We start from the raw sequence: 16,342 nt of genomic DNA, 5'->3' as shown, positions 1-16,342 counted from the left end.
TCCAAGGTACCCGGAAAGTCTCAGCCGCCCCTTAGGTTCGGCGCGGATCATGGAGACAGAGGGGATGAGGAGGCCGCGATGATCACCACCCGTCCGGGTTACCCACGCTGGCACACCGCGAGTGCGCAGGGGCCGCGCTCACTCAACGCCGACGCCGTCGGGGCGTACGCCGCGGCCGGCGGGCCCGGCATCGCGTTCGCCCTCGCCGACGGCGTCGGGGACGATCCCGCCGCCGCGCGCGCCGCCCGCACCGCCGCCGCGGCCGCCGCGCGCACACCGGTCCACAAAGGACCGGTCGAGGCCGTGCTCGCCGCACAGCGCGCGGTGCGCGAGCAGACGCTCGGGGACGCCGTGCTCGTCGTCGCCATGCCGGCCGCGCACGGCGGGTACCGCATCGCCTGGGTGGGTGACGCCAGAGCGTACTCCTGGGACGGCACCACGCTGAGCCGGCTGACCACCGACCACACGCTCGCCGAGTTCTTCCGGGCCCGGCACCAGCCGGTGACGCCGCGGATGGAGCACGTCGTCACTACCAGCGTGCGCACTGCCGAGGCGCATGAGATCGGGACGGCGGAGACGGCCGGCGCGGGTTTGCTGCTGACCAGTGATGGGGTGCACAAGCCGCTCACCGGGAGTGGGATTCGTGCTGTGCTGGCGCAGCCGGGTCGGGGCGCTGCGGAACTCGTCGAAGCCGCGCTGGCGCGTGGTGGCTCGGATAATGCCACCGCCCTCTATGTCGAACCCTTGGAGGTCGACAGCACGACTGTTCGGTTTCCCGTTGCCGCGTGAAGCCCGGTGACTTCCCGGGTCTGCCGCCGTTGCCTGCCTTGCCGTGCCTTTCAACCGCGCTTGAGCTGGCGGTACTCCCGCAGTACGAGCACGATGATCACTATGTCGAGGGCGGCGAAGAACGGTAGGGCAATCGAGTGGGTGTGGACCGCTCGGAAGATCTCGTAGACGACGAATGCGGCCAAGATGGCGGCCGCGATCGGGTAGGCTCGGACGATCTTGCGGGCCAGGGCCCACACCAGGCCGAGCTTGATCAGGCCGTGGGCGAGCAAGTACGCGACGGCGAATGTTTTGGTGTCGCCGTGGAGGAAGTTCTCCGTCGCCGATTCCAAGTGGCGCGCCAGCGTGCCCGAGGGGTCGCCCAGCAAGTCGCGGGTGATCACCGCGTGGGTGAACCCGCTGACCGTCGAGGCGGGGATGAACGCCAGGATCAGTGCCCCGACTACCTGCAACGCGCCGTCGAGGCCCTTGATCGCGATGGCGATGCGGAAGAATCGCTCGGTCGCCGTCGGTTTCTGGTCGGTCATGTCCCCAGCTCAGCAGAAACGGCCGGTCAGCGCACGTGGAGGCACTTTTCGCACCGTTCGTGGCGTGTTGTCCGCTCGGTCGGGTCTGTCCCGTAGAAGGGGAAGCAAGCCGCGCCGCAGACGGCCAGGAAGATCGGCCCGCACCGGAGGGGGTGCGGGCCGACCTGGTGGGCGACGGCCAGCGCGCGCCGCCGTGCGCCCGCTTCGGGGAGCCAGCCGTGGTCCGGGAGGCCGGCCCGGACCTCGGCGTCGAGCTCGTCGGCGCGGGTGATCAGGTCCTCGCCGAGGTCGGCGAGGCGCTCCCCCAGGTCGCGGAGGATGTCGGGGCGCGGCGCCTCCTCCCCGACGGTCCTGGCCAGCCACGCCAGATCCGGGGCGAGCGAGGCGTGCAGGTCGCGGATGCGCTCCAGCAGCCGGTGGTCCCGATCGGCGTCGATCAGCACCGCGCCAGCCACGCCGACTCGCATTCGGCGCACGTCGGGTCGAACCAGTTGCCCCCGAGCTGCGGAACATCCTTCACCGCGACGGTCACTTCTTCCCCGCACAAAGCCACGAACTGTTCCTCCGGACGCGGAGGGAACGGTCCGTCGAGCGCGTGGCGCTTTCCCTCCGCCTGCTGCCACCTCAACATGATGTCCATTGAAACTGTCTCGTTCCGTTGACACCAACACGCCGAGGGGACTCATGAGGTTAGATCGCGGGCGGGACCGAGCTCGTGCCCCAGGCGGTGGGGGTGTCGCTCAGGGAGAAGCGGATCTTGCCCGCCCGGAGCAGGTTCTCGTGCGAGATCCAGCTTCGGGCGTAATCGCGGTGTCCGATCCGGACGTCCTTTGTGTACTGCAGCTTCGCCGCGCTCGCGCCGGGTGCCTCGATCTCGATCTTGCGGCCGCCGGCCGGGTGGATCTCGACCTTCTCGAACATCGGCGTGCTGAGCAGGTACGTCCCGGAGCCCGGTTGCGCCTCGAAGACGCCGGTCATGCCGAAGACGAGCCACGACGAGATGGTGCCGAGGTCGTCGTTGCCCGGCATGCCGTACGGCGTGTCCGTGAACAGCGTCCGAGCCGCGCGCAGCACGGCCGAGGTCTTCCACGGCGCGCCCGTCCAGCTGTACATCCAGGGCGCGTGCAGGTCGGGCTCGTTGTTCGGGTTGAAGGCGAAGTTGTTGTGGTAGTCGTACGCGCCGTGGACCCAGGAGTCCTTGGCGGCCTTCGCCGGATCGGTGAGCAGCAGCGGCATGTCGAAGAAGGTGTCGAGCCGCTGCTGCGCCTGCGCCGGGCCGCCCATCAGGCCGAACAGCTTCGCGGTGTCCTGCTGGGCCAGCCACTGGTACTGCCACGGCGTGCCCTCGTGGAAGCCGGTCGACTTCGCCGGGTCGGGGTCGCCGACGCCGGTGCCGTCCGCGGCCTTCGTCCGGGGGAAGCCGGTGAAGCCGTGGGATTCGACGCTCGTGTCCCACAGGTGCGCGAAGTTGCCGCAGCGCGCCCGCAGTGTCACGGCCTTGTCGCCGTAGCCCAATCCGGCAGCCATGGTGGACAGGGCGCAGTCGCCGAGGGCGTACTCGAGGGTCGCCGAGCCGGCCTGCCGGGTGTCGCCGTAGGTGTAGCCCGGGAGGTCCTGGTAGCCGATCCAGCCGTTCTCGACGTAGGTGGGGTTGCCGTCGCGGCCCCGGAAGATCGACTGGTCCGCGGGCACTTCGCTGGCGTTGCGCCACAGCGCGTCGAAGAGCTGACGCGCGGTCCGGTCGTCGAGGAGGCCGCGACGGTAATTGTCGACCACCCACGGCGTGACGGGGTCGCCGCTCATCACGTTCGTCTCGCCGCCGGCGAGCGCCCAGCGCGGGACCCAGCCGCCGTCCTGGTAGATCTTGAGGACGGACTTGGTCATGTCCGCGGCCTTGTCCGGGTGCAGCAGCGCGACCAGCTGGTTCTGCGAGCGGTAGGTGTCCCACAGCGAGAACATCTGGTAGTACGTGTCCCGGCTGCGGTGGACGGCGTCGTCGAAGCCGCGGTACGAGCCGTCCACATCGGACCCGACGGACGGGTGCAGCAGCGACCGGTACAGCGCGCTGTAGTAGGTGCGCTGGTCGGCGGTCGTCCCACCGGCGACGCGCATCCGGTTCAGCTCGTCTTCCCACGTGTCGTGGGCGGCTTTCGCGCCTTGCCGAACGACTTGGGCTGCTCGGCGCCGCGGTTGAGCCGGGCGCCGTCGATCGAGGTGTAGGACAGGCCGACCGAGGCGCCGACCTGGTTCTTCTCGGTGCCGAAGGTGAGCCAGGCGCCGGTGCGCTGGCTTCCCAGCTTCGCGTCGCGCTGGTTCGGTGTCAGCTTGTTGTCGGTCCAGGTGCCGAAGCTGGTGAACTTGCGGTCGAACTTGGCGCTGAAGAAGACCTTGTAGCGCTCCTTCTGTGTCTCCCAGCAGAAGTTGCCGCCCTGCAGCCAGCCCTCGACCGTGTCGTCGCCGACCACGTGGACGTCACCCGGCGTAGGTGTAGCCGTTGCTCTCGCCGACCTCGATGAGGACGTTTTCGCCGGTCGCGCCGCTCGGGAAGGTGTAACGGTGCTGGCCGGTGCGCTGGGTGGCGGTGAGTTCGGCGCCGATGCCGTTGGCGAGCTTGACCCCGTAGTAGCCGGGCTGCCGGGTCTCGTCGGCGTGGCTGAACTTCGCGCCGTACTGCGCGGGGTCGCTCGTGGTGACGGCGCCGGTGGTGGGCATGAACCGGAAGTTGCCCATGGTCTGACAGCCGACACCGGAGAGGTGGGTGTGGCTGAAGCCGAGCGTGGTGTCCTGCGCGTAGTCGTAGGACGCGTACTTCTTCAGCTGCGTGTCCGGGCTGAGCTGGACCATCCCGAACGGCGTGGTGGCGCCGGGGAAGGTGGTGCCGTCGCCGTTGTTGCCGATCGAGGTGTCGACGAGCGTGGTGGGGTCTTCGGCGAACCTGCTGCTCCCGGCTTCGGCGGGGGTGGCGAGCGCCATCGTCGTGGCTCCCGCGAGCAGGGCGGCCAGGACTCGGGTCCCCGTCCCCGGGGTGAACTGCCTCATCCGCGTTCTCCTGACAACGTTGTCACACCCACGGTGGGATCTTTTCCGTTGTCCGGTGGACAAATCAAGCCCCGAAGGCCGCCTAGTGTCGCGCGTCGCAAGTTGTTTGACGTCCGGGAAGAGCGGGGACCGGGCCGCTGTCACTGAACTTCGGACGCGCGACACTAGCCGAAGGTGAAGCTCGTCGCGTCCGTGATCGCCGAGGAGCCGGCCGCGGTCTGGGCCACCACGTCGACCTCCGCCGGATACCCGTCGGGCCGGGTGGGCACCGCCACGACGACCTGCCAGTCGGACGGCGGCCCGATGGGCGTCGCCGGAAGCGTCCCGAAATGGATCGACGCTCCGGAAAGCCCGCCTCCGGTCACGGTCACCGCGCTTCCGCTCGGGCCGGTCGCGGGGGTCACGCCGGTGATGACGGGCACGACCGGCGCGGGATTGGAGGTTCCGTTGCCCAACCCGGCTTGCGCTTCGATGGCGGTTTGCGCGGTGCGGCTTCCGAAATAGAAGCCGATGACCAGGCTCAGCACGGTCAGAATCGAAGCGATGATCGTCTTGCGCAGATCCGGGGCATCGGCCGCGCCCGAAAACGCGGTGACGCCGAATGCGGCGGCGACCAGCGCCACCACGAGGTAGGCGATCGTGGTTCGGGCGGTGTTCGCGGTACCCCGAGGCCGAGAGAGAAACCGCAGGATCGGCAGCAGCTCGGCGCAATGGCTTTTGCTGCTCTTGAGCCAGGCGGTCAGGTCGTCGCGCCACTTGGCGGCCCGGCGCAGGTCCATGACCATGGGAATGAAAGCCGCGAGGAGGAGCAGCACCACGAAAACGGCCGCCACGGCGATCGCGCCGCCCGTCGTAACCGGAATCAACGGGCTGGGCGGCGGGGAACTCGGGGTCGTGGGTTCGGCCGACACGAGGTGCGAACCCATTCTGAAGTGCCTCATCACACCGCCACCGCCTTACTCACTCGAGCCGATATCCGACCCAAAGCGTGATCCCGAAAAGCGAGAATGGTCCATTTCCACCCCGAATCGGATCGATTTCTTGACGCGACCGAAATATCGGCCGAGATTTCCCCGCGGCACCCGGCGTCGGTTCGGGAAAATCACGCCGGGCCACGCGCCGGTGATCCGCTCAGATCTGGTGCGTGACGTGCCCGTCGACGATCGTGGCCGTCACCGGGAGATTCCGCAGGTCGGCCGGGGACAACGCGGACGGGTCCGTGGCCGTCACCATCAGGTCCGCGATGTCCCCCACCGCCACACCGCGACGGCCGCCCGAGGACGCGGCCAGTGCCTCGGCGAACGGGATCGCCTGCTCCGGGTGCCACGGTGGGCGGTCGTCGTCCGTGCGGGACACCGCAGAGGCGATGCCGTCCCACGGGTCCAGCGGTGCCACCGGGGCGTCCGAGCCGAACTCCAGGCGGGCTCCCGACTCCAGCAGCGACCGGTACGGGAACGCCCGCGCCGTGCGGCCGTGCCAGTGGCGGTCCGCGACGTCGCGGTCGTCCGGCTGGTGCGCCGGCTGGACCGCCGCGATCACGCCCAGCGCGGCGAACCGCGGGATGTCCTCCGGGGACAGCAACTGGGCGTGCTCGATGCGGCCGGGACAGCCGACCTCCTCGAACGCGTCCAGTGCGATCGTGTTCGCCCGGTCGCCGATCGCGTGGACCGCCGGGACCAGCCCGTGGTCGAACGCCCGCCGCAGCAACGGAACCAGCTCGCCGGGCGGCAGTTCCAGCGACCCCGGCGACTCGACGCCCGGGTACGGGTCGTGGCAGTAGGCCGTGCGGGTGTTGAGGGATCCGTCCACGAAGAGCTTGAACGGCCCCACCGTCAGCCGCCCGCCGGAGTCCGGCAGGACGTCGCCGGTGCGGTGGCCGCGCTCGATCGTCCGGTCCAGGAGGTACCTCGCGATCACGCACGAGATCCGGGCGGCCGGGGCGCCCCGGCGCGTCCAGTCCGCCACCGTGTCCGCGTATTCGTAGTCGGCGATCTCGGTCACGCCGCGTGCGGCCGCCGCGGACACCGCTTCCGCCACCCACCGGTCCTGGACGTCGATCGCCGCGGTCGGGAGCTGGGCCGTCGCGGTCATGCAGTCACCCTCGAGCAGGACGCCCGTCGGGTGCTCACGGCCGATCAGCTTCAGCGCCGCCGGGCTCAGCCACACCGTGTGCAGATCCGCGCTGAACAGCGCGACCGCGCGCCCGGGCAACGCCCGCTGGAGCAGGTCCTTATGCGGCTTGTCCGGCCACAGCGCATCACGGAAACCCGCGCCCACGACGAGTTCCGTCTGCGGCGCCGGCGTCGCCAGCAGGTGCGCGAGCAGCACCTCGATCGCCTCCCCCGCCGAGCGGGCCGCGTCCAGCGGGATGCGGCGCCGGGACGTCGCCCACTGCACGACGTGGACGTGCGCGTCGACCAGCCCGGGCAGCAGCGTCCCGCCATGGCCGTCGACCACCCGCGCGGCGAACCCCGTGGAGCCCGGTTCGGTGATCGAGGCGACCCGGCCGTCGTTGACCCGGACGTCGGCGAGGTCCCCGCCGAGGCCCGGCCGGACGCGGCGCAGCAGGAGATCATCCATGCGGACCACCATGCCAGCCCCGCCCGTCCGGGTGAAGCACGGCTTGAGAAGGGAAATATCCGGGTATCAGTTACCGTTGGAACAGATGGCAGCCGTCGCCCGCCGAAGGGTCAGGGCCGGTCCATGGGCGCCGCCTTCACAAGCCGCGCAGGGTTCGACTCCCTCGGTTGCCACGCGATTCTCGGGGCGAGGCCGGTGCGCGGAAAGCGCGCACCGGCCTCGCCTCGCGGTGTCTCCTGGGGGTCGAACCCCCAGACCCCCGCCAGGGGGCGAGCCCCTGGACCCCCGGCCGCGGTCTCGTCGGGTGGTCAGCCCACCGGCATGTCCCGCCGCCGCAACGCAAGCAGGCCGCCCGCTCCCGCCACGGCCGCGATCAAAACCAGCCAGAGCGCCGGTGTCGGCGAGAACGGTCCGCCCGGCAGGCGTGGCAGGTGCTGGAACGGCGAAATCCCCAGCACCACCTCGTTCCACCGCAACGCCGCCCCCACCAGCGACAGCAGCAGGAACGCCGCCAGCAGGCCCCAAGCCCCCGCCGCGAAGCGCGGGAAGACGCCGATCAGCAACGCTGCCAGGCCCGCCAGGACCCACACCGCCGGGAGCTGGGCCAGCGCCGCCGGGACGAGCCCGAAGCCCGAGCCGTACGCCGCGCCCGTTGCCCAGCCCGTCACCGCCAGCACGAACGCCGGCCCGAAGAACGCGAACGTCAAGTGGGCCAAGGCCCAGCCGGCCCGGCCGACCGCCGTCGCCAGCACCGGTTCCGCGCGGCCCGCCGCCTCCTCCGAGCGCAGCTTCAGCGTCGCCTGGACCGCGTGACCCGCCGCCGCCAGGCCGAACAACGTCATCGTCCCCGCCAGGTACGCGTCCGTCACCGCGCCGCCGCCGCCCAGGCGGGAGAACACGTCCGCGACCGCCCGGTTGTCCCGCATCATTTCGGCGACGTTCCGCGCGACCCCGCCCATCAGCAGCCCGACGAGCCCGAGGCACACGGTCCAGACCAGCAGCGTCCCCCGTTGCAGCCGCCAGGCCAGCGCCAGCGGCGAGCGCAGCGACGCCTTCGCCGTCGCCCGGCCCGGCCGCGCCGGCAGCAGCGCCGCGCCGAGGTCCCGGCGCGCCGACAGGGCGACCGCCGCCGCCACGAGCAAGACGGTGAAGACAACAGCCAGCGTGAGCACCCACCACCGCTCGCCCGCGAACGGCCGCAGCCGGTGCGCCCAGCCGATCGGCGACAACCACGCGAGCCAGCCCGCCGAACCGCTGCTGTCCCCGGCCGCGCGCAGCAGGAACGCCAGCACCAGCGCCCCGATGCCGATGCCCCGCGCGCCACCCGCACCCCAGGTGAGCTGAGCGGCGATCGCGCCGGCTCCAGCGAACACCCAGCCGACCAAGGCGAAGCCCGCACCGAGCGCCAAGGCACCGGCGAGAGGCTCGCCCTGCGCGGCGATGCCGAACGCGGCCAGCAGACCGAACACCAGGCACGCACCGCAGGCGGCGAGCACCGCCGCGAGCAGCTCCGCATGCCGGCCGACGACGGTGGCGCCGGTGAGCTCGCGGCGGCCGGCCTCCTCCTCGGTCCGGGTGTGGCGGACCACCGTGAGCAGCGCGATCAGCCCGGCGACGACCGGGACGAACCCGCACTGCCAGGCCAGGAGGTTCCCCACCGACGAGCCGTACAACGGGCCGTTGCGCACGACGAACGTCGCGCTCGAAGCGTTGATCTCGTAGAAGTGCTGCCGGGCCGCGGCATCCGGGTACGCCGCCTTGATCGACGACAGGTAGCCGACGGGCGCCAGCGTGAGACCGAGGATCCAGAGCGGCATGAGCAGCCGGTCGCGGCGCAGCACCAGCCGCAGCAACGCCCAGGTCCCCGTCATCGCGCCGCTCCGACCGGCTCGTCCTGCCGGTAGTGCCGCAGGAACAGCTCCTCGAGCGTCGGCGGGCGGCTCACCAGGCTCCGCAACCCGGCCCCGGCGAGGTGCCGCATCACGTCGTCCAGCGACGTCTGGTCCACGGACAGGTGGACGTGCGAGCCGTACGAACTCAGGTCGTGCACGCCCGGCAGCGACCCCAGATCCTCGGGCACGTGCGCGAGCGAGGCGTCGATGGTGATCCGGCCCAGGTGCCGCAGCTCGTCCAGGGTGCCCGACTCGACCGTGCGGCCGGCCCGGATGATCGTGACGCGGTCGCACAGCGCCTCGACCTCGGAGAGGATGTGCGAGGACAGCAGCACCGTCCGGTCGCCGCGCTCGCGCTCCTCCCCGACGACCTCCCGGAACACCTCCTCCATCAGCGGGTCGAGCCCGGACGTCGGCTCGTCGAGGACCAGCAGCTCCACATCGGACGCCAGCGCGGCGACGAGCGCGACCTTCTGCCGGTTGCCCTTCGAGTACGTCCGGCCCTTCTTGCGCGGGTCGAGGTCGAAGCGCTCGATCAGCTCGGCGCGGCGGGCGGTGTCGAGGCCGCCGCGCAGCCGGCCGAGCAGGTCGATGACCTCGCCGCCGGTGAGGTTCGGCCAGAGGGTGACGTCGCCCGGGACGTACGCGAGCCGCCGGTGCAGCTCGGTGGCGTCGGTCCAGGGGTCGCCGCCGAGCAGCGTGGCGCGGCCACCGTCGGCGCGCATCAGCCCCAGCAGGACGCGGATCGTGGTGGTCTTGCCGGCGCCGTTGGGTCCGAGGAACCCGTGCACCTCGCCGGTGTGGACGGTCAGGTCGAGCCCGTCGAGGGCCCGTGTCCGGCCGAACGCCTTGGTGAGGCCGTCGGCGGTGATCGCTGCGGCCATCGTCATTCCTTCCGTTGGTAGGCGGCCAGCGCTTCGCGGGCCTTTTCGAGGACTTCGGTGGTGGCGAGGGGGTTCAGGAACAGGTGCCCGGCGGCCGCCGACATCCGCAGCATCGCCTCGTTCGTGCCCGGCTCCTCGCCGAGCGCGCGGGCGACGTGGTCCTGCAGGATCATCAGCCCGCCGGTCATCGCGGCGAGCGCGGCGGCGACGCCCCGCGGGTCCGGCATCTCCATGCCTTGCTCGCGGAAGTAACGCTCGGTTTCGTCGACGATCCCGGTGAACTGCACCTCGGCGGCCTCGGAGCCGTCGACCATGGCGCGGCCCAGGTACCGGCGGTAGAGCAGCTGCCGGGCGTCGAACGCAGGCAGGAATCCCGGGTTCGCGGCGCCCTTCGCCAGCACCTCCTCCTTGAACTTCACCAGTTCGTCGAAGACGTACGTGTCGCAGGCCTCGCGCAGGCCGTCCTTGGAGCCGAAGTGATGGCGGATCAGGCCGCCGGAGACCCCGGCTTCCTCGGCGATGTCGAGGATCGACGTCTTTTCCATGCCGCGCTCGGTGAAGAGCTTGATGGCGGCGTCGCGGATCCGGGCCCGTGCGGTGAGGTCTTCGGTGCTCATCAGACGTCCTATACGTGCGTGTAGTCGACTACATATGAATATAGCCTGCTATACGCACGTGTAGCAATGGCGAGATCTGGCCACCTTTCGGCTCTTCCGGTGACCGCCCAACCGGGCAGCCGATTAGGCCATTTGGCTCGCAACCAATTGCGGTCTATGGGCTAACTGTCTGATTGCTGACGTAGATCCCACCCTGTGTACTGCTCGGACGCACATCTTCACGAAGGGTCGTTTCAGTGGAACAGCACAGATCGCGCTGGAGACGGCGGGCCGGGATCACCATCCTCGCCACCGCACTCGGCGCCTCCGTCCTCGGCGTCGCGGTCCCGGTGGCCTCCGCCCAGCAGGCCCCGCCGACCAACGGCGCGGCCGACGGCAAGACCCTCGACGAGCACGATCGCGCGCTCGTCGCCGAAGCCGAGAAGTCCGGGAAGCCCGATGTCACGCTGCTGATCGCCGCGGAAAAGGGCCAGACCGGCACCGCCGTGAACGAGCTCAAGGCCCTCGGCGGCGTCGTCCAGTCCACCGACACGAAGCTCGACTACATCAAGGTCAGCATCCCGACCGCCAAGGCCGAAAAAGCCGCGAAGCTCAAGTCGGTCAACGCCGTCGACGTCGACGGGCTCATCGTCCGCGACGACCCGAAGCCCGACGGTGCGACCACCCCGCTGCCGCAGCCGGCCCCGGGCAAGAACACCCCGCGCGTCAACCCGTACCTGCCGACCGGCGACACCTACGCGGCGCAGTTCGGCCAGGTCCTGCCCGGCTGGGACGGCAAGGACACCACGGTCGCGGTGCTCGACTCCGGCGTCGACCTCGACTCCCCCGCGCTGGCCACCACCAGCCACGGCGAACGCAAGATCGTCGACTGGTACAACGCCAACGCCACCAACTCCGGCGACGGCACCTGGGTCAAGCAGTCGACCCAGACCTACACCGGCGTCTTCACCGCCAACGGCAAGACCTGGACGGCCCCGGCGACCGGTGGCCCGTACACGTTCGGCGTCTTCGGCGAGACCGCGGGCGACCTGGGCGCCGCGGACAGCGAGACCGGCGGTGACGTCAACCGCGACGGCGACCGCGCCGACTCGTGGGGCGTGCTGCTCGACCCGGTGACCAAGGAGGTCCGGGTCGACCTCAACGGCAACGGCGACTTCACCGACGAGAAGCCGATGACCGACTACAACAAGAAGTACGACGTCGGCTTCTTCGGCACCGACAACCCGGCGACCGACATCGCCGAGCGGATGGCCTTCGTGGTCCAGACCGACAAGCCGGGCTACGTCGGCATCGGCATCGCCGGCGCGGAGCACGGCTCGCACGTCGCGGGCATCGCCACCGGCAACGACCTGTTCGGCGGCAAGATGGACGGCGCGGCCCCGGGCGCGAAGGTCCTGGCCGTCAAGGTCTGCCTCACCAGTGCCGGCTGCACCTCGTCCGGTCTGGTCGACGGCGTCGTCTACGCGGCCAGCCACGGCGCCGACGTCATCAACATCTCGATCGGTGGCCTGCCGGCGCTCAACGACGGCAACAACGCCCGCGCGGAGCTCTACAACCGCACGATCGCCGAGTACAACGTCCAGATCTTCATCTCGGCGGGCAACAGCGGCGCCGGGGCGAACACCGTCGGCGACCCGTCGGTGGCCACGGACGCGATCTCGGTCGGCTCGTACATCACCAAGGAGACCTGGCTGTCGAACTACGGCTCGGTCACCAAGAACCCCGAGTCGATGCACCCGTTCTCCTCGCGCGGCCCGCGTGAAGACGGCGGTTTCAAGCCGGACATCATCGCGCCGGGCGCGGCGATCTCCACCACCCCGCGGTGGGAAGCCCCGAGCCCGGTGGCCGGCACGTACTCCCTGCCGGCCGGTTACGCGATGCTGCAGGGCACGTCGATGGCGGCGCCGCAGGCGACCGGCGCGGCGGCACTGCTGGTGAGCGCGTACAAGGCGACGCACAACGGCCAGCGGCCGCCGGTGGCGCAGCTGCGCGCGGCGATCAAGTCGACCGCGCGGTTCGTGCCGGGCATCGGCGCGTACGCCCAGGGCGCGGGCCTGTTCAACGTCCCCGCCGCGTTCGTCGCGCTTTCGCTCAACCCGAAGCCGGACGCGGTTTCGACGTCGGTCGAGGTGCACACCGTCCAGTCCGGGCTGCTGGCCACGCCGAACACGGGCGTGGGCATCCACGACCGCGAGGGCGTGACCACGGGCAAGGCGTACACCCGCACCTACACGATCACCCGCACCACGGGCTCGGCGCACCCGGTGCCGTACTTCGTGCGGTGGGTCGGCAACGACGGCACGTTCAACTCCGGTGGCACCGTGGTGCTGCCGCTGAACACGCCGGTGAAGTTCGAGGTCAAGGTCAACCCGAAGAGCGCCGGGGTCCACTCGGCCCTGCTCTACCTGGACAACCCGCTGACCATCGGCATCGACGTGCAGACCCTCAACACGGTCTTCGCGCCGCAGGAGTTCGTCGCCGGCAAGGGTTTCCAGGTGGACAACTCGGGCAAGGCCGCCCGCAACCAGGCGACCAGCTACTTCGTGCGGGTGCCGCAGGGCGCCAGCGCGCTGAAGGTGGACCTGGACGCCGGCGCCGGCGCTCCGGGCAAGGGCCAGGTGCGGTTCCTGCGGTACGACCCGACCGGTGTCCCGGCCGAGGCCAGCACCGCGACGACCGCGTGCTACCTGCCCGACGCGGGTGCGGGCTGCGCCGGCGGCACGCCGACCAGCCGGACCATCGCCAACCCGCTGCCGGGTGTCTGGGAGATCACCGTCGAAGCGCGGCGGACGTCCGATGTGGACGAAGCGCCGTACAAGCTGTCGGCTTCGGTGCTGGGCACGGCGATCTCGCCGAACCCGGACACGATCGCTTCGGCCACGCTGGGCACGCCGATCGCGCGGACGTACACCGTGCAGAACACGCTCGGCGCGTTCACCGGCAAGCTGACCGGCGCCACGCTGGGCAGCGCGAAGACGCAGCGGCCGACGATCACCGAAGGCACGCAGCAGCAGTACCAGATCGCGGTGACGCCGGGTTCGACGTCGCTGACCGCCACGATCGGCAACCCCGCCGTCGTGGGCACGGACCTCGACCTGGTGCTGTACAACTGCACGACCGGAACCTGCGTGCAGGCGGGCGTCAGCGCGGACGGTGACTCCGAGGAGTCGGTGACCGTGCCCAACCCGGCGCCCGGGGTGTGGGTCGCGCTCGTCGACGGGTACGCGGTCCCGGGCGGCACCACCGCCTACGACTACCTCGACGTGTTCACCAACCCGGCGTTCGGTTCGATCGCGGTGAACGACGCCAACGCCCTGCGCGCGTCGGGCAGCTCGTGGACCGTGCCGGCGACGGTGACGGCCACCGCCGCCCCGGCCGCGGGCCGGACCCTGCGCGGTCAGCTGACCGTGCAGACCGACACCGGTGTCACGGTCGGCTCCTCGCTGGTGCAGATCAACTCGGTGAGCTAGTTCGTCAGTCCGTGAAGGCCGCCTCGAGGAGCATCCCTCGAGGCGGCCTTCACGCTTCCTGGGCCCGGGTCAGGAACGGCGCCGGGTCGGCCAGGACGCGGTGGATGACCCGGCCGGCCGCGCCGAGGGTCGCCGCGTCGCCACCCAAGCGGGAAGCGCTCAACACCGGGGGCGCGCCGCGCAGGCCGCCGAGGCGGGTGGTCAGCACCTCCGACACCGGCCCGGACAACCACGGGTACAGCTGCGTGAACACCCCGCCCAGCACGATGCGGTCCAGGTCCAGCAAGTTCACCGCCGACGTCAGGGCGATGCCGAGGGCACGCCCGGCCGCCGCGCACGCCGCCAGCGCCGTCTCGTCACCCCGCTCGAGGGCGCTCAGCAAGGCCGGCACCGATGCGGTGTTCCCCGCCGCCAGCAACGCTTCCTGCCCGGCGTAGGTCTCCAGGCAGCCGCTGCCCCCGCAGCGGCACGGCGCCCCCTCCGGGGCCACGACCACGTGCCCCAGCTCGCCGGCCAGGCCCGTCGCGCCGGAGTACAGCACGCCGTTCACGACCAGGCCGGCGCCGATGCCGATTTCGCCGGACACGTAGAGGAAGTCGCGCTCGCCGTCGCCGTACCAGAGCTCGCCGAGCGCGGCGAGGTTCGCTTCGTTGTCCAGCTCGACCGGGACCGGCAGCCGCAGCAGCTCGGCCGGGCGGACGTCCTGCCAGCCGAGGTTGGGGGCGCTGAACAGCACGCCGTCGCCCACCGGGCCGGACACCGCCAGCACCGCGCCCGCCGCCTCCAGCCCCAGCCGGTGGGCCTCGGCGAGCGCGTCGGTGGCCAGGTCCTGCAGCTCGCCCAGGACCTTCTTCGGCCGCGAGCCGCGGTTGTCGCGTTCGCGGCGGGCGGCGAACCGGACTTCGCCGGTCAGGTCGAGCACGCGCACCGCGAGGTAGTCGACGTTGATCTCCAGCCCCAGCGACGCCATCCGCGCCCCGCTGAGCACGACGTCCACCCCCGGCCGGCCGCGTTCGCCCGCCCGGGCGGGGCCGGTCTCGGCGAGCAGGCCCGCCTCCACCAGGTCGCCGACGAGCTTGCTCACGGTCGACTTGGTCAGGCCGGTGACCTCGGCGAGCGCGGCCCGGGTGAGCGGGCCGCCGCGGCTGACGGCGCCCAGCACGACCTCGAGGTTGCGGGCGCGCATCTCCTCGTGCCGCACGGCCTGCGTCATCGTGTCCTCCCGCGAAGCACTGTAACCCGGCCCCTTGACGCCGGGGACCCCCGCGGCGCATATTTAGTCTACAACGTGAACTAAATGAAGGGACAGTCATGAGCGACTTCGCTCCCCAGCCGGCCGACAAGTTCACCTTCGGCCTCTGGACCGTGGGCTGGCCCGCCGCCGACCCGTTCGGGGTCGCCACGCGGCCGCCGCTGGACCCGGTGGAGAGCGTGCACCGGCTGGCGGAGCTGGGCGCCTACGGCGTGACCTTCCACGACGACGACCTGCTGGCCACCGAACCGGACCGCGACAAGGCGATCGAGCGCTTCCGCAAGGCGCTCGCCGAGACCGGCCTCAAGGTCCCGATGGCGACGACGAACCTGTTCACCCACCCGGTGTTCAAGGACGGCGGCCTGACCAGCAACGACCGCGACGTCCGCCGGTACGCGCTGCGGAAGGTGCGCCGCAACCTCGACCTGGCGGCCGAGCTGGGCGCGCAGACCTACGTCGTCTGGGGCGGCCGCGAAGGCGCCGAGTCCGACGCCGCGAAGGACGTCCGCGCGGCGCTGGACCGCTACAAGGAGGGCCTGGACCTGCTCGCCGACTACGTCGTCGAGAAGGGTTACTCGCTACGGTTCGCGCTGGAGCCGAAGCCGAACGAGCCGCGTGGCGACATCCTGCTGCCGACGATCGGGCACGCGCTGGGCTTCATCTCGCAGCTCGCGCGGCCGGAGATGTTCGGGCTGAACCCCGAGGTCGGGCACGAGCAGATGGCCGGGCTGAACTTCGTGCACGGCATCTCGCAGGCGCTGTGGCAGGGCAAGCTGTTCCACATCGACCTCAACGGCCAGCACGGCCCGAAGTACGACCAGGACCTGATCTTCGGCCACGGCGACCTGAAGAGCGCGTTCTTCCTGGTCGACCTGCTGGAGAACGCCGGCTACGACGGCCCGCGGCACTTCGACTACAAGCCGCTGCGCACCGAGGACACCGAAGACGTGTGGGTGTCGGCGGCGGCGAACATGCGGACGTACCTGATCCTCAAGGAGAAGGCGGCGGCGTTCCGGGCCGACCCGGAGGTCGCCGAGGCACTGGCGGCGTCGCGGGTTCCGGACCTTTCGACGCCGACGCTGGCCCCGGGCGAGACGTTCGACGACGTCCTGAACGACGAGTTCGACCTGGAGGCGGCTGCGGCCCGCGGCTACCACTTCACCCGGCTGAACCAGCTCGCCCTGGAGCACCTGCTCGGCGTGCGCTGACAAGTGTCGCGAATGACTCATTCGGGACCTCCAGTGTCCCCAAAGATTAATTAGCGACGCAGCGGGGTCGCGGGGTGCTGCGCC

Annotated in this window: 15 protein-coding genes; 3 read left to right on the top strand and 12 right to left on the bottom strand. The window is 70.9% G+C overall.

What is annotated here, in order from left to right; genetic code table 11:
- The first annotated feature begins 78 nt into the window (after positions 1 to 78).
- Positions 79 to 789 carry a serine/threonine protein phosphatase gene (locus AB0M30_RS24580; protein ID WP_364587641.1) on the top strand — a complete coding sequence of 237 codons (711 nt, stop codon included), beginning with the start codon at positions 79 to 81 and terminating at the stop codon, positions 787 to 789.
- 50 nt (positions 790 to 839) lie between these two features.
- Here the strand turns inward: AB0M30_RS24580 and AB0M30_RS24575 are convergent, their stop codons facing one another.
- From AB0M30_RS24575 to AB0M30_RS24525, 11 genes are all read right to left on the bottom strand, one after another.
- Positions 840 to 1,316 (bottom strand): DUF2127 domain-containing protein, encoded by a 477-nt coding sequence (locus tag AB0M30_RS24575; RefSeq protein WP_360178913.1) that lies wholly within the window; start codon positions 1,314 to 1,316, stop codon positions 840 to 842.
- 26 nt (positions 1,317 to 1,342) lie between these two features.
- On the bottom strand, positions 1,343 to 1,783 hold the full coding sequence (locus AB0M30_RS24570) for a hypothetical protein (protein ID WP_364587638.1): 441 nt from the start codon (positions 1,781 to 1,783) through the stop codon (positions 1,343 to 1,345).
- On the bottom strand, positions 1,753 to 1,947 hold the full coding sequence (locus tag AB0M30_RS24565; RefSeq protein WP_364587635.1) for a zinc finger protein: 195 nt from the start codon (positions 1,945 to 1,947) through the stop codon (positions 1,753 to 1,755). The genes AB0M30_RS24570 and AB0M30_RS24565 overlap by 31 nt, the downstream gene beginning before the upstream one ends.
- 59 nt (positions 1,948 to 2,006) lie before the next feature.
- Complete coding sequence (locus tag AB0M30_RS24560; RefSeq protein ID WP_364587632.1) at positions 2,007 to 3,428, bottom strand: glycoside hydrolase family 92 protein; 1,422 nt, start codon at positions 3,426 to 3,428, stop codon at positions 2,007 to 2,009.
- 5 nt (positions 3,429 to 3,433) lie between these two features.
- Positions 3,434 to 3,781 (bottom strand): hypothetical protein, encoded by a 348-nt coding sequence (locus tag AB0M30_RS24555; protein ID WP_364587630.1) that lies wholly within the window; start codon positions 3,779 to 3,781, stop codon positions 3,434 to 3,436.
- A gap of 7 nt (positions 3,782 to 3,788) precedes the next feature.
- Positions 3,789 to 4,355, bottom strand: coding sequence for a hypothetical protein (locus AB0M30_RS24550; RefSeq protein WP_364587627.1), 567 nt, complete (start codon positions 4,353 to 4,355; stop codon positions 3,789 to 3,791).
- Positions 4,356 to 4,519: 164 nt separating this feature from the next.
- Positions 4,520 to 5,281 carry an IPT/TIG domain-containing protein gene (locus tag AB0M30_RS24545; RefSeq protein WP_364587624.1) on the bottom strand — a complete coding sequence of 254 codons (762 nt, stop codon included), beginning with the start codon at positions 5,279 to 5,281 and terminating at the stop codon, positions 4,520 to 4,522.
- Positions 5,282 to 5,486: 205 nt separating this feature from the next.
- Complete coding sequence (locus AB0M30_RS24540; protein WP_364587621.1) at positions 5,487 to 6,935, bottom strand: amidohydrolase family protein; 1,449 nt, start codon at positions 6,933 to 6,935, stop codon at positions 5,487 to 5,489.
- A gap of 308 nt (positions 6,936 to 7,243) precedes the next feature.
- Positions 7,244 to 8,806, bottom strand: a complete 1,563-nt coding sequence (locus AB0M30_RS24535) for an ABC transporter permease (protein ID WP_364587618.1) — start codon at positions 8,804 to 8,806, stop codon at positions 7,244 to 7,246.
- Positions 8,803 to 9,711, bottom strand: coding sequence for an ABC transporter ATP-binding protein (locus tag AB0M30_RS24530; protein ID WP_364587615.1), 909 nt, complete (start codon positions 9,709 to 9,711; stop codon positions 8,803 to 8,805). Before AB0M30_RS24530 ends, AB0M30_RS24535 begins: the two co-directional genes overlap by 4 nt.
- A gap of 2 nt (positions 9,712 to 9,713) precedes the next feature.
- Complete coding sequence (locus tag AB0M30_RS24525; protein WP_364587612.1) at positions 9,714 to 10,328, bottom strand: TetR/AcrR family transcriptional regulator; 615 nt, start codon at positions 10,326 to 10,328, stop codon at positions 9,714 to 9,716.
- A 236-nt stretch (positions 10,329 to 10,564) separates the two neighbouring features.
- Between AB0M30_RS24525 and AB0M30_RS24520 the strand changes: the two genes are divergently transcribed.
- Positions 10,565 to 13,798, top strand: a complete 3,234-nt coding sequence (locus AB0M30_RS24520; protein ID WP_364587609.1) for a S8 family serine peptidase — start codon at positions 10,565 to 10,567, stop codon at positions 13,796 to 13,798.
- A gap of 49 nt (positions 13,799 to 13,847) precedes the next feature.
- Here AB0M30_RS24520 and AB0M30_RS24515 read toward each other — a convergent pair whose 3' ends face one another.
- Positions 13,848 to 15,011 carry an ROK family transcriptional regulator gene (locus tag AB0M30_RS24515; protein ID WP_364587606.1) on the bottom strand — a complete coding sequence of 388 codons (1,164 nt, stop codon included), beginning with the start codon at positions 15,009 to 15,011 and terminating at the stop codon, positions 13,848 to 13,850.
- Between the two features lie 98 nt (positions 15,012 to 15,109).
- Here AB0M30_RS24515 and xylA point away from each other — a divergent pair, with 98 nt between their 5' ends.
- On the top strand, positions 15,110 to 16,258 hold the full coding sequence (gene xylA / locus AB0M30_RS24510; protein WP_364587603.1) for a xylose isomerase: 1,149 nt from the start codon (positions 15,110 to 15,112) through the stop codon (positions 16,256 to 16,258).
- Positions 16,259 to 16,342 lie beyond the last annotated feature (84 nt).

The sequence above is a fragment of the Amycolatopsis sp. NPDC051716 genome (genome assembly GCF_040681595.1).
GTDB lineage: Bacteria > Actinomycetota > Actinomycetes > Mycobacteriales > Pseudonocardiaceae > Amycolatopsis.
Note: the sequence above shows the minus strand (reverse complement) of the source record. Positions and strands in the feature narration are given on the sequence as shown.

Excerpts from the sequence above, each read along its gene's own strand:
- AB0M30_RS24580 (WP_364587641.1), top strand. The coding sequence starts at position 79 with ATGATCACCACCCGTCCGGGTTACCCACGCTGGCACACCGCGAGTGCG.
- AB0M30_RS24575 (WP_360178913.1), bottom strand. The coding sequence starts at position 1,316 with ATGACCGACCAGAAACCGACGGCGACCGAGCGATTCTTCCGCATCGCC.
- AB0M30_RS24570 (WP_364587638.1), bottom strand. The coding sequence starts at position 1,783 with ATGCGAGTCGGCGTGGCTGGCGCGGTGCTGATCGACGCCGATCGGGAC.
- AB0M30_RS24565 (WP_364587635.1), bottom strand. The coding sequence starts at position 1,947 with ATGTTGAGGTGGCAGCAGGCGGAGGGAAAGCGCCACGCGCTCGACGGA.
- AB0M30_RS24560 (WP_364587632.1), bottom strand. The coding sequence starts at position 3,428 with ATGCGCGTCGCCGGTGGGACGACCGCCGACCAGCGCACCTACTACAGC.
- AB0M30_RS24550 (WP_364587627.1), bottom strand. The coding sequence starts at position 4,355 with ATGAGGCAGTTCACCCCGGGGACGGGGACCCGAGTCCTGGCCGCCCTG.
- AB0M30_RS24545 (WP_364587624.1), bottom strand. The coding sequence starts at position 5,281 with ATGGGTTCGCACCTCGTGTCGGCCGAACCCACGACCCCGAGTTCCCCG.
- AB0M30_RS24540 (WP_364587621.1), bottom strand. The coding sequence starts at position 6,935 with ATGGATGATCTCCTGCTGCGCCGCGTCCGGCCGGGCCTCGGCGGGGAC.
- AB0M30_RS24535 (WP_364587618.1), bottom strand. The coding sequence starts at position 8,806 with ATGACGGGGACCTGGGCGTTGCTGCGGCTGGTGCTGCGCCGCGACCGG.
- AB0M30_RS24530 (WP_364587615.1), bottom strand. The coding sequence starts at position 9,711 with ATGGCCGCAGCGATCACCGCCGACGGCCTCACCAAGGCGTTCGGCCGG.
- AB0M30_RS24525 (WP_364587612.1), bottom strand. The coding sequence starts at position 10,328 with ATGAGCACCGAAGACCTCACCGCACGGGCCCGGATCCGCGACGCCGCC.
- AB0M30_RS24515 (WP_364587606.1), bottom strand. The coding sequence starts at position 15,011 with ATGACGCAGGCCGTGCGGCACGAGGAGATGCGCGCCCGCAACCTCGAG.
- xylA (WP_364587603.1), top strand. The coding sequence starts at position 15,110 with ATGAGCGACTTCGCTCCCCAGCCGGCCGACAAGTTCACCTTCGGCCTC.